The organism is Microcoleus sp. (assembly GCF_049646505.1).
Classification (GTDB): Bacteria; Cyanobacteriota; Cyanobacteriia; order Cyanobacteriales; family Microcoleaceae; genus Microcoleus.
The window spans coordinates 1-11,750 of record NZ_JBARVX010000249.1 but is presented as its reverse complement, the minus strand read 5'-3'; the positions used below and the strand labels follow the sequence as shown (position 1 = coordinate 11,750).

The window sequence follows — 11,750 nt, the reverse complement described above, 5'->3', positions numbered from 1 at the left end:
CGAGCAAAATAGGATTTGTATTAACCTTGCAAAAATAGGTCAAGTGCCCATAGTATTCCATCGCCCAATAGCAACAGGATTTAAGGTTAAGACGGGGACGGTCATCAGAGAAGCGGATGGGTGGTATCTTGCCTTGACGCTAGAAGATAAAACGGTTCCCGTGACGGCTGTAGAGATTCAACCGACCGATAAAAATACTCTTGGTATTGACTTGGGAATTACTAATTACGTCTATTTTTCTAATGGCGAAAGAGTTGAAAATCCTAGATTATTGAGGAATTCTGCCGAAAAACTTGCAAGACTTCAAGGGAAGTTAGCTAGTAGAATCAAGGGTTCTAAGCCTTGGAAAATTATCAAGGACAAGATTTCCAGATTCCATCAGTTCGTAGCTAGGGCTAGATTAGATTTTCAATTCAAAATGGCACAGGATTTGTTGAGCAAATGTGATGTTTTAGTTGTTGAAGATTTGAGCGTCAAGAATTTGACTAGACGCGCCAAGCCTAAGACTGATGTTGAGAATGGTAGTTTGGTTTATTTGCCAAACGGTCAGGCAGCTAAAAGTGGCTTGAATAAATCAATGCTTGATGCTGCTCACGGCCAATTTGCCAATATTCTCAAGTATGTTGCTTGGAAATTGGGTAAAAACGTTTTGTTCGTCGATCCCAAGGGAACTTCTCAGTATTGCTGGAATTGCCTCAACAAAGTACCGAAAGAATTGGCAGAAAGGTGGCATTCTTGTCGGTGCGGAGAGTCTTTAGATCGAGACGAAAACTCGGCTAAACTTATCAAAAAGATTGGCCTGAGTCATGAAAGTGGCGGGGGAACTCCGTCACTCAAAAAAGCCCTTGCACAAAGGGAAATAGAAGCCTGCGGTTGGGCGGTACTCCGCTGACCGTCAGGTTCGTTCACTAACAGTTTTTGGGGCTGTCTTCAAAGTTGGTGCAAGTTTCAAGCCCGTAGGTGCTTGAGAAATAAATAGCAAAATTAATCGCAGAACCATGAGCAACAGTGTAATTGTCATTAACGACGAAAAGTTTGAAACAGAAGTGCTGAAAGGAGAGCAACCAGTGCTTGCCTATTTTTGGGCGAGTTGGTGCGGGCCTTGCAAACTGATCGCGCCTTCGATAGACTGGGTAGCGGCAAACTACAGCGACCTGAAAGTGGTTAAGATGGAAATTGACCCCAATCCTAATACTGTCAAGCAGTATAAAGTCGAAGGAGTCCCAGCACTTAGATTGTTTAAAAATGGCGAAGTAGTGCTTTCCCATGAGGGAGCTATTACCAAACAAACTCTGATCGGTTTGCTCGAAGGTCACTTATAAAGTTGGGAAACGATTCGGGAGTTGGCAACTCCCAACTCACAACTATAGCAAGCACAAATATTTTTGAACATCTCTATTTTATCCTCAATACTCCTCTCAAACTCAGCGCCCTCTGCGCTCTCTGCGGTAAGTCAAAAAAAATCTTGTTCGCAAGCAAATTAAAATGCAATTTCAACAAATAGAATAGTTCAAAAATTATAAAAACATTCAATAATATCCTCAACCATTCACAAAAAGTATGCAATTTGCCAAACGTTTAGAATCCCTGCAATTTAATGTATTTGCCGATATGGATCGGGCAAAATCTCTCGCTAGAGCAGCGGGAAAAAATGTGATAGATTTGTCTCTGGGTTCTTCTGATTTGCCTGCGGCGGCTCATATTACAGATGCGATCGCCCATTCCCTATCCGATCCTAGCACCCACGGCTACTTACTGTTTAACGGGACGCGAAATTTCCGGGAAGCAGTAGCTGGCTGGTACGAACAAAAATTTGGGATTTCAGTTAATCCAGAAACAGAAGTGCTGCCGTTAATTGGCTCCCAAGAAGGCACGGCGCATATGCCTTTAGCTGTAATGAACCCCGGAGATTTTGCTTTGTTGCTCGATCCGGGTTATCCTTCCCACGCGGGCGGCGTGTATTTGGCGGGCGGTCAAATTTATCCGATGCCAATATTAGCAGAAAATCAGTTTTTGCCGGTTTTTGAAGATATTCCGATGCCGGTGCTGGCTCAGTCGAAGATGATGGTTTTGAGCTATCCTCACAATCCTACAACTGCGATCGCCCCGCTGGCTTTTTTTGAGAAAGCCGTGGCTTTTTGTCGCCAACACGATCTCGTTTTAGTACACGATTTCCCCTATGTGGATTTGGTGTTTGACAATGCCGCAGGGGCGGTGGATGGTGCGCGCGCAGCCTCGGAGGATATCGAGAAAAACCGTAAATTGATGGCACCGTCAATTTTTCAAGCCGATCGAGATAAGAGTGTGGCGATCGAGTTTTTTACACTATCTAAATCCTACAGCATGGGGGGTTTTCGAGTCGGATACGCGATCGGCAACTCCCAGCTAATTGCAGCCCTGCGACAGATCAAAGCCGCAGTAGACTTCAACCAATATTTAGGAATTTTGAACGGAGCGGTCTCCGCATTAACAGGCCCTCAAGATACCGTCAGAAGCAGTGTAGAAACCTTCAAAAAACGGCGGGACAGCTTTGTAAGCGCCCTACAAAACATCGGCTGGGAAGTACCCGTCCCCCCCGCCACCATGTACGTATGGGCGAAACTGCCCCAACCTTGGACATCTGATTCCATCAAATTTTGCACTCAGCTAGTAGAGAGTACAGGAGTCGCAGCTTCCCCCGGTGCCGGTTTCGGGAAATCAGGAGAAGGCTACGTGCGATTTGCCTTAGTCGAGCCGCCCGAAATTTTAACAGTTGCAGCGAGCAAAATTGCGGAATTTCTCAATTAGAGTTGCGCTGCATTCAATCGCTCTGTTTTGGCCAAATAATCTGCGTTTATCGGCATGGCATCTGCCTTATATTGTTTCCGGTTGCATCGGAATAATCAAATCAAGTCAACAGTCAACAGTCAACAGTCAGTAGGGGCGGTGCCAAGAGTGCCCGCCCTCTTAACTTAACAGTCAACAGTTAACAGTCAACAGTCAACAGTCAACAGTCAACAGTCAACAGTCAACAGTCAACAGTCATATATGAGTGCAACCGCAATTGATATTACATCTGCGGTTTTGCGATCGGCTTTTTTGGAAATTATACCAATTCTTAAAAGTATGGCTACTTTTGAAAATTGGTATAATTTTTCACTACTCTCACTTACGCAAGGGCGATCGCAAACCGGGTTTTTCACAAAATACACAGGTTACAGCCCGCCACAACCATCAGAAACCCGGTTTCGACTCGAAATCCGCAAGTCTTCTGTCGTTATTTCTACCTAAAGAAATAGATATTTTCATACAAGATATGTCAAAATCTATGTTTAGAAATGTTAACGCGAGACATCTTGGGAATTGCCAGTTCCGCTGACCCATTCTAAAAATCCTTGAAATGAATTTTGTCTGGGCAGCGATTGTTCCGTAGCTGCGATCGCGCATCCCAAAAATACCGCGCTTCCCAAAATTGCCAGCAGCGGAAAATGCTTGCCGAACCCAAAGTCTCGCTGGAGGCGAGCTAGGGGCCGGCTCTGACGCCTGATCATTTTTCCTACCGTCAGTTGTTTGATACTAAAAGGATCGCGGACAAAATGACCGCTCCAGCTAATTACCATGTGGGAATGGCAGTGGGGACAAGTGAACAGTCCGCTGACCATTCCAACGGGGCCGAGGACGCTGGAACGGTTGCAAATCGGGCAAGTGACAGAATGGGTGTTATAGGTGGGAGCGTTCATAACTGTTTTTCTGGAGTAAAAAAAACAACAACCAATTGAGAGCTTGTGTAACGCCAAAGGCATAAACCTTTACAGGCACTTTATCCTTAATTCCTAGTTTACAGCGGCGATCTGGTCGATCGGAGCTCACTGCTTGAAAAAACCTTCAAATTGCCAATCCCGCAACGAGTGCAAGTCAGCAGCACAGGTGAGATTGTATTGCAGCGGAGTCAGGCTTATTCTGTTGTCGCGAATAGCTTGTACGTCTGTAGGAATATCATGAGGCACTGACGGATCGCAGGTTTCTTCCACATCTTCTAACAATTCCCCAGCCAGCCAATAATAAGTTTTGCCGCGCGGATCTGTGCGCTTTTGAAATATGTCGAAATAGCGGCGAATGCCTTGACGGGCGATCGTAACTCCGGTAATTTCTGCTTGTGTCACCGCTGGTATGTTGACATTCAACAGCGTCGGTTTGAGCATTGGCTGTTTTTCCAACTGTCCCAGCAGGGTGACAGCAAAATCCACCGCCGGCCCAAATTCCTGCGAAGTATAGCTGGCGAGGCTGAAAGCAATGCTGGGAATGCCTTCCATGATTCCTTCCATTGCTGCCGAAACCGTACCAGAACAGATGATGTCCGTGCCTAAGTTCGGCCCGTGGTTGACACCGGAAAGCACAAAATCCGGCGGTTTGTCAAGTAAAGCCCACAAACCTAATTTCACGCAGTCGGCGGGAGTGCCCGAACAAGCCCAAGCTGTGACTGCGGGTTCAAAAACAGATTCGATAATTTCGGCGCGGATGGGTTGGTGCATGGTGAGGCCGTGGCCCGTAGCGGAGCGCTCTCTGTCGGGACAAACTACGCTCACTTCGTGGCCGGCGGTGGCGAGAGCGTTGGCGAGGCTGCGGATGCCTTGGGCAAAGATGCCGTCGTCGTTGCTAATTAAAAGTTTCATTGAAATTTTTTACAGGCCTGAGAACAATCTTAAACTAGATTCAAGTAGGGCGGTCGATCGACCTTTCAACATCAATTCTGCCGGCAATGGTTTAACGGGACTCAAGCAAAAACAGAGACGAAAAAGTATTCAAACCCAGACAGCAAGAGACTTCGATCTCGTATTTGCCTGAATTCAGTATTTACCGATAGTTGCAGCCATTTTTTGGCGATCGGTCGATCGAGCCTTGTCCGGAGAGGTTTTGGGCCGCTTTCTGGCTCGGAAAATGTTTGACTTCCGTTAACCCTTGTCTAGTAAGGTTTTCAATAATGGCAACAAATCCCGCTTTTTATTGTAGATTTTTGCCCTAGGGAGCGCGGAGCAGTTTCTGCTACTCAATCATTCTCAGTAAGCTGTTCTGCATTTATACTGTATGTCAAAAAACAATAAAGCTATTGTGGGGTGGGCAGGAGAGCGGGCCCTGAATATGCAATGTTTATTTGCGCGACAGCTTATATTATCACTACAAACTTCTCAAGCTCCTGTAATTAGCTGATTATTGGCTGATAGTGACTTCCTGACGCACAGATGCGGTAATCGCCTCTACTAGGAATAGTCGCTCGCTAAGTTACAACTTCAGCGTTAATTGCACTAATTTTTTGAAAAGATAAGTCTTTGGAAACTTCTGAATAATTATCTTGCCAAACTGGCGAAAAAGTATCATCTGAACTTAAAAAATTGAATGAATTATTATGCTCTAAAGTTGTCGTCATGTCTGCGTGCAGAAGCTCTAAAAATTTAATATCGTTCCCTAGATCGGCAGCCTCATCCTCATCTACATCTTCAATTACTTGAAAACGTTCTTTATAGGCATTTATTTGATGTTCAATGGCTTTTATAATAAATCTTAAATCTTTAAATGATAGATTCATATTATTTCCATTTCCAAGGACGAATATTTAGCAATCCCTAACTAGACGGTTGCTTGAAGAAGCATATCCTCTACTTGTCTAATTTGCTCCCAATCAATTGCTGCAACCCAAAGACTTTCCTCTTCAGAATATTGCACCACGCCATCCACTTCTAATTCTTCGCTATAGAGGGTGAGCAATTGACCATTTTGCAATTTAATATTTTGGCGACTTAAATCTTCAATTGTACCAACACAATTCAGACGAAGGCGACTCTGTTCATCAGCATTATGAAAGTCTGCAAAGATTCTGGGATAACTCATATTTATTACTACACTTAAGATGATTTTTTTTATGGGGGGATTTATGCAACTGACTCATATAGATGAGCTTGTAGGGTGCGTCAGACGAAGTGATCGATTAATATAACCAGGGTTTTAGCGTCTGACGCACCCTTACTCTATTTGCTAGTTGCCTAAGTCCTAGATGGGTTAGGGATCGTTGGTGTCAGCAGAAGACTTGCTTTTTCTGGTGTTAAGCCAGCGAGAGTTGCATGATTTAAACTTCTGCCAGAAGTACGGATGACATCTCCACCTTCCGAGCGAACTTTAGCCACTGTGGTAACACCCACTTGTCCGTGAGGGATTGCTAATGCTAATTCTGCTACAGACAATTCTACTGCACATTCCACAGAAATTCCCGTGGTGCCACTGGGGTGAGTTCCTGTGGTAAGTCTAATATTTTCTGGACGATTAAGACCACCACGAACTACTAAGGCTTCGTTGGGAATTATCTCTACTGTTTTAGGCATTTTTACTCCTTGGAAATTTGTTACGCAGGGTTAGGTTTTTGGGTATAACCTTGCTGAGTACAGAGGCACGGGGGCCTTAGAGATTGTGCGTTTAGTTAATTTCGCTTCAGAGTTAAAATTATGCCTACAGTAAAAGCACTTCCCAAAATAACAGGGCAGGCCCTAAAGCCCGCCCCATCAAACGATCGACTATCGACTTAGTAATCGAAGTCGCCGCCGCCCATGCCGCCGCCAGCGCCAGCAGGAGCGCCATCCTTCGGCTCAGGCTTGTCAACGACGATGCACTCGGTTGTCAGCACCATGCCAGCAATAGATGCGGCATTTTGCAGGGCAGAACGAGTTACCTTCGCGGGGTCAACGATACCAGCTTCAAACATATCGACAAACTCATTTGTCGCTGCGTTGAAACCGACGTTAAAAGGCTTTTCTTTGACGCGCTCAGCAATGACAGCGCCGTTCAAACCAGCGTTTTCAGCAATCCGCTTCAGGGGAGCAGCCAAAGCCCGTGCCACAATCAAAGCACCGGTCAATTCTTCGCCCTTGAGATTGCTATTAGCCCACTCTTCCAATTGAGGAGTCAGGTGAGCCAAAGTTGTACCGCCGCCGGGGACAATGCCTTCTTCGACAGCAGCTTTGGTGGCGTTGATGGCATCTTCCAAACGCAGTTTGCGATCCTTCATTTCGGTTTCGGTAGCCGCGCCGACTTTGATGACTGCGACGCCGCCGGCCAATTTAGCCAAACGTTCTTGCAGCTTTTCTTTGTCGTAGGAAGATTCGGTTTCGTCCATTTGACGGCGAATTTGTTCGCAGCGGGACTTGACGGCGGCTTCGTTACCTTCGGCAACAATTGTGGTGCTGTCTTTGGTGATGGTGATGCGGCGGGATTTGCCCAGCATATCCAGCTTGGTGCTTTCGAGTTTCAAACCTGCGTCTTCGGTAATCAGTTGACCGCCGGTCAGGACTGCGATATCTTCTAACATGGCTTTGCGCCGATCGCCAAAACCCGGTGCTTTGACAGCAGTCACGTTGAGTACGCCGCGCAGCTTGTTGACGACTAGGGTAGCCAAAGCTTCTTTCTCAATGTCTTCAGCAATGATTACCAGCGGGCGGCCCGAACGCGCTACTTGTTCGAGTACGGGTACTAAGTCTTGTACCAAGCCGATTTTCTTGTCTGTCAGCAGGATGAAGGGTTCTTCTAGAATCGCTTCCATCCGTTCGGCGTCGGTGACGAAGTAGGGAGAAATGTAGCCTTTGTCGAAGCGCATCCCTTCGGTGATTTCGAGTTCGGTGGTCATAGACTTCCCTTCTTCCAGGGAAATCACGCCTTCCTTGCCCACTTTGTCCATAGCGTTGGCAATCATTTGCCCGACTTCATCGTCGTTACCTGCGGAGATGGAACCGACTTGAGCGATGGCTTTGGAATCTTCTACTTGTTTGGCGTGTTTGGCAATTTGTTCGACCAAATAGCCGGTTGCTTTGTCAACACCGCGCTTGAGGGCGATCGCATTTGCGCCGGCTGCGACGTTCCGCAGGCCTTCTTTGACCATTGCGTGAGCTAGAACGGTAGCTGTTGTGGTGCCGTCGCCTGCTGCGTCGTTGGTTTTGGATGCTGCTTGACGGATCAAGGCAACGCCTGTATTTTCTACGTGGTCTTCTAGTTCGATTTCTTTGGCGATGGTAACGCCGTCATTGACGATTTGAGGAGCTCCGAATTTCTTTTCGAGAACTACGTTACGGCCTTTGGGGCCGAGGGTGACGGCCACTGCTTCGGCCAAAATGTCCATACCGCGTTCGAGGGCGCGACGTGCATTTTCGTTGTAGATAATACGCTTAGCCATAGTTTTTGGGGATTTTTGGTTTGAGATTTTGAAGGGAAGGATTTTGGATCGCGGTGAAGTATGTCTGTCATTTGTCCTTTGTCATTAGTTGTTTGGCGGTATTCGCGATCGAACTAATGACTGATGACTAATGACTGATGACTAATTAATTGACGATCGCCAGAATGTCTTTTTCGGCCAACAAGACGTATTCGTCGGTGCCGAGTTTGATGTCGGTGCCGGCATACTTCGAGTAGAGAACTTTGTCGCCGACTTTGACTTCCATTTCAACGCGCTTGCCGTCGTCGTTGCGCTTGCCGGGGCCCACGGCCGAGACTTCGCCTACTTGGGGCTTTTCCTTAGCTGTGTCGGGCAAAAGGATGCCGCCTGCGGTTTTTTCTTCGCTAGCGCTTACTTTTACGAACACGCGCTCGCCTAATGGTTTAACGGTAGAAACACTCAGTGATACTGCTGCCATAAATAAATCTCCAGATTACAGATCCTAGTCATTTAGCCTGCCGGGTCGCTATGAAAGCAACTGCCGACTGCTTGCTACTGACATATTAGCACTCTCGACTCCTGAGTGCTAATTTAGCTTTAGTTAGGGGCGATCGCAACTTGTCTGTCTGTACGGGTTCCCGAACCGAGATTGAGTGGGAGATGGGGAGAGAGGGGGGGAGAGTGGGAGATGGGGAGAGATGGGGAGAGAGGGGGGGAGATGGGGAGAGTGGGAGATGGGGAGAGGGGGAGATGGGGAGAGGGGGAGATGGGGAGATGGGGAGAAGATTTTTGATCGATCGTCGAAATATACAATTTAAATGCATTACAGCTTATGGGAGATTTGGTGATGGGGTGATGAGGTGATGGCTTTCGACGGTCAAAAAATTACTGTTGACGAGTGAATATAATGACAGAAAATCAGGATGAATCTTGCAGCAAAGGCTTGAGAGCTTGTGTCAAAAGCCTGGGAATCGATCGAATCGACCGACATATTTTTATCTGTGCCGACCAAACGGTGCCTAAGTGCTGCGATCGAGAAACCAGTCTGGTAGCGTGGAATTACTTAAAAAAACGCTTGCAAGAATTGGGGCTCGACAAGCCAAGTGCCGATCGGCCCAACTGCATTTTTCGGACTAAAGCCAATTGCCTGCGAGTGTGCGCGTCAGGCCCGATTATGGTAGTCTATCCAGACGGAGTGTGGTACCGCGACGTTACGCCCCCCGTCATTGAGAGAATTATTCAGGAACATCTGATCGGGCAGCAGGTCGTTGAAGAATACGCTTTTTTAACTCATCCTTTGTCGCAGCCCGATCGGGGAAAACCAGGCATTTGAATGTATGTAGCACGGCGTCAAAAAGCACGGCGTTACAAGCAAGGTGCTAAGTTTAAGGATGTGAAGCTCAGATCGCCCTGGGCCGTGCAGCGATCGCGAGCAAACAACTGTACTTTCTTTTCCAGTCTCTGGTAGTGTTTCCGGTCGCTTGAGTTTTTTCAAGAGGCTGAATAGAAATAGTTCGATCGGGAGACATTTTGCCCAAAAGTTTTTCAGTAGCAGACATCAGGCAGTTTGCCAAACTACACTAGAAATAGTTAAATACGTAAGTAAGGAGTCTTTACATTTTTCTAATTTATAAAGTAACAATTAAAATCGGGGCATCAACTTGCAATTGAACATCTCCAGATTAAATATCTCACGCCAGGCTCTTCGAGCGGATTTATTCCATAAATCAAAGTCCGACAACTCGATCGATCGCAGTTAGCTCAGAAGATAATTTTTGTTAACTTCAGCCGGATCGTCAGGATTAATCGGGCGATCGTCCGTCATAGGTTTTGGCTTTGTTCCTAGCGGTAAGGCATTTACAAACAAAGTCCGCCGATCGCTGGGAAAGAAAGCGGTAACACCCGCCCCGCTTTCGGCTTAGCGCAACAGCATCACTCGCGATCGCCATCCGCCGTCAAGCGGGGGTAGGTGTCAGCGGGGGACGAGAACAAACAAGAGTCAAAACAAGAAATTGTGCGGGGTACTGTAGCGGGAACAAACATGAAGGACAATTCAGGAGACCAAAAACGGCTGATGCTGGTTGACGACGACCCAAACTTGATCTTGCTAGTCAAGGATTACTTAGAGTTTCGGGGCTATAACGTCATCACAGCAGAAAACGGCAGACACGCCCTAGAAAAACTCGAAGAAGAAGTCCCGGATTTGATCATCTGCGATGTGATGATGCCGGAAATGGACGGGTACACTTTAGTCAAACACATCAGAGAAGACCCGCGCACGAACTGGATTCCGGTTCTTTTCTTGTCCGCAAAAGGTCAAAGTTCCGATCGAGTAAAAGGCTTGAGTACAGGGGCTGACGTTTATATAGTCAAGCCTTTTGAACCCGAAGAACTGGTAGCTCAAGTAGAATCTTCTCTGAAAGCAGCATCCCGCTTAATTCGCCACTCAACTCCAGGTGTTGACAGCGGCCCAAGAATTAAAGCGCGCCGCAATGTCGAATTGACTCCAACTGAGTTAAAGGTGGTACAGTTGCTAGCGCAGGGTATGGCAAACCGCCAAATCGCAGACGTGATGAATGTTAGCCAGCGGACTATAGAGAGCCACGTCAGCAATATGCTGGGCAAAACAGGTCTGCACAACCGAACAGAATTAGCTCGCTGGGCCCTTGAAAGCAAAAAGGCTTGAGCACTTCTACCCTCAGCTATGAAATTAGGGGAGTACAAGGTACTGTAATCCGCTGGGCCTATGCCTGCTTGGCAGCAGTTTCAACCTCTATTAACCTTGACACCCCGATGACTACTAAGTATTTAGTTATCCAGTGTCTAGTTCGATCGCAGGCAAGCAGGGTTAAAATAACCCTCTGGCGGTAGAGCCGAAAATATGAAATACTGGGGGGATGGAGTTTTCTGAAGTTTAATCTATTGCCTCAGTTAGCTCCATATTGCTAAAATGTGATATTTAGATTAACTTCTTTCTACAATTATTAGGTCTAAGTTCTATGACAAACTTAATGAACCGCCTTTCTATTTTTGTGGACGGGAACAATATGTTCTACGCTCAACAAAAGAACGGTTGGTTTTTTGATCCTCGCAGGGTGCTCGAATATTTCAAAACATCGCAGCCGAATGTCATCTTGATCAATGCTTTCTGGTATACGGGTTTGAAAGACCCGCAAGATCAAAGGGGATTTCGAGATGCTTTGATCAGTCTGGGTTACACGGTTCGTACTAAGATTCTTAAGGAATATTATGATGATGCTTCGGGCAGATATTCTCAAAAAGCTAATTTAGACATAGAGATTGTGGTTGATATGTTTAATACGGTAGATCAATACGACCAAGTTGTGCTGTTTAGCGGGGATGGAGATTTTGAGCGGGCGATCGAGCTACTGCGATCGAAAAATACTCATATTACTGTGGTATCCACCGAAGGAATGATTGCTAGAGAGTTGCGAAATGCTACAGATAGGTATATAGACTTAAATGAAATTAGGGAACATATCGAGAAAATGGATTATTAGTCATTAGTCATTAGTCATTAGTCATTAGTCATTAGTCATTAGTCATTAGTCATTAGTCA

The 11,750-nt window shown here is 46.3% G+C and carries 16 protein-coding genes; 8 read left to right on the top strand and 8 right to left on the bottom strand.

Annotation, left to right across the window (positions count from 1 at the left end; genetic code table 11):
* From WBA89_RS13400 to WBA89_RS13385, 4 genes are all read left to right on the top strand, one after another.
* On the top strand, positions 1-892 hold an 892-nt coding region (locus WBA89_RS13400), incomplete at its 5' end, for an RNA-guided endonuclease InsQ/TnpB family protein (RefSeq protein WP_424407127.1).
* Positions 893-998: 106 nt separating this feature from the next.
* A complete protein-coding gene (locus tag WBA89_RS13395) occupies positions 999-1,322 on the top strand; it encodes a thioredoxin family protein (RefSeq protein WP_424407125.1) in 324 nt (107 codons plus the stop codon).
* Positions 1,323-1,560: 238 nt separating this feature from the next.
* Positions 1,561-2,787 carry an LL-diaminopimelate aminotransferase gene (locus tag WBA89_RS13390; RefSeq protein ID WP_424407123.1) on the top strand — a complete coding sequence of 409 codons (1,227 nt, stop codon included), beginning with the start codon at positions 1,561-1,563 and terminating at the stop codon, positions 2,785-2,787.
* Between the two features lie 240 nt (positions 2,788-3,027).
* Positions 3,028-3,270, top strand: a complete 243-nt coding sequence (locus WBA89_RS13385; protein ID WP_424407121.1) for a hypothetical protein — start codon at positions 3,028-3,030, stop codon at positions 3,268-3,270.
* A 50-nt stretch (positions 3,271-3,320) separates the two neighbouring features.
* On the opposite strand, the gene WBA89_RS13380 is transcribed toward WBA89_RS13385, so the two are convergent.
* The 7 genes from WBA89_RS13380 to groES form a co-directional block, all read right to left on the bottom strand.
* Positions 3,321-3,719 (bottom strand): hypothetical protein, encoded by a 399-nt coding sequence (locus WBA89_RS13380; RefSeq protein ID WP_424407119.1) that lies wholly within the window; start codon positions 3,717-3,719, stop codon positions 3,321-3,323.
* Between the two features lie 126 nt (positions 3,720-3,845).
* Entirely contained in the window at positions 3,846-4,652 is an 807-nt protein-coding gene (gene surE, locus WBA89_RS13375) for a 5'/3'-nucleotidase SurE (RefSeq protein WP_424407117.1), read from the bottom strand.
* 602 nt (positions 4,653-5,254) lie between these two features.
* Positions 5,255-5,563 (bottom strand): hypothetical protein, encoded by a 309-nt coding sequence (locus WBA89_RS13370; RefSeq protein WP_424407115.1) that lies wholly within the window; start codon positions 5,561-5,563, stop codon positions 5,255-5,257.
* A gap of 41 nt (positions 5,564-5,604) precedes the next feature.
* A complete protein-coding gene (locus WBA89_RS13365; protein WP_194008184.1) occupies positions 5,605-5,865 on the bottom strand; it encodes a hypothetical protein in 261 nt (86 codons plus the stop codon).
* A 152-nt stretch (positions 5,866-6,017) separates the two neighbouring features.
* Complete coding sequence (locus tag WBA89_RS13360) at positions 6,018-6,353, bottom strand: flavoredoxin (protein ID WP_424407113.1); 336 nt, start codon at positions 6,351-6,353, stop codon at positions 6,018-6,020.
* A gap of 197 nt (positions 6,354-6,550) precedes the next feature.
* The gene (groL, locus tag WBA89_RS13355) at positions 6,551-8,191 is read right to left on the bottom strand and encodes a chaperonin GroEL (RefSeq protein ID WP_424407111.1); all 1,641 of its coding nucleotides are present in this window, start codon (positions 8,189-8,191) and stop codon (positions 6,551-6,553) included.
* Positions 8,192-8,336: 145 nt separating this feature from the next.
* Positions 8,337-8,648, bottom strand: coding sequence for a co-chaperone GroES (gene groES / locus WBA89_RS13350; RefSeq protein ID WP_424407107.1), 312 nt, complete (start codon positions 8,646-8,648; stop codon positions 8,337-8,339).
* A gap of 429 nt (positions 8,649-9,077) precedes the next feature.
* On the opposite strand from groES, the gene WBA89_RS13345 reads away from it, so the two are divergent.
* Positions 9,078-9,503: a (2Fe-2S) ferredoxin domain-containing protein gene (locus WBA89_RS13345; RefSeq protein WP_424407105.1), complete on the top strand. Its 426-nt coding sequence runs from the start codon at positions 9,078-9,080 to the stop codon at positions 9,501-9,503.
* Positions 9,504-9,570: 67 nt separating this feature from the next.
* Here the strand turns inward: WBA89_RS13345 and WBA89_RS13340 are convergent, their stop codons facing one another.
* On the bottom strand, positions 9,571-9,729 hold the full coding sequence (locus tag WBA89_RS13340) for a hypothetical protein (RefSeq protein ID WP_424407103.1): 159 nt from the start codon (positions 9,727-9,729) through the stop codon (positions 9,571-9,573).
* A 216-nt stretch (positions 9,730-9,945) separates the two neighbouring features.
* Here WBA89_RS13340 and WBA89_RS13335 point away from each other — a divergent pair, with 216 nt between their 5' ends.
* The 3 genes from WBA89_RS13335 to WBA89_RS13325 all read left to right on the top strand — a co-directional run bounded on the left by WBA89_RS13335 (position 9,946) and on the right by WBA89_RS13325 (position 11,691).
* On the top strand, positions 9,946-10,092 hold the full coding sequence (locus WBA89_RS13335) for a hypothetical protein (RefSeq protein WP_424407101.1): 147 nt from the start codon (positions 9,946-9,948) through the stop codon (positions 10,090-10,092).
* A 119-nt stretch (positions 10,093-10,211) separates the two neighbouring features.
* Positions 10,212-10,856, top strand: coding sequence for a response regulator transcription factor (locus WBA89_RS13330; protein ID WP_194064663.1), 645 nt, complete (start codon positions 10,212-10,214; stop codon positions 10,854-10,856).
* A gap of 313 nt (positions 10,857-11,169) precedes the next feature.
* Entirely contained in the window at positions 11,170-11,691 is a 522-nt protein-coding gene (locus WBA89_RS13325; protein ID WP_006633075.1) for an NYN domain-containing protein, read from the top strand.
* Positions 11,692-11,750: the final 59 nt, after the last annotated feature.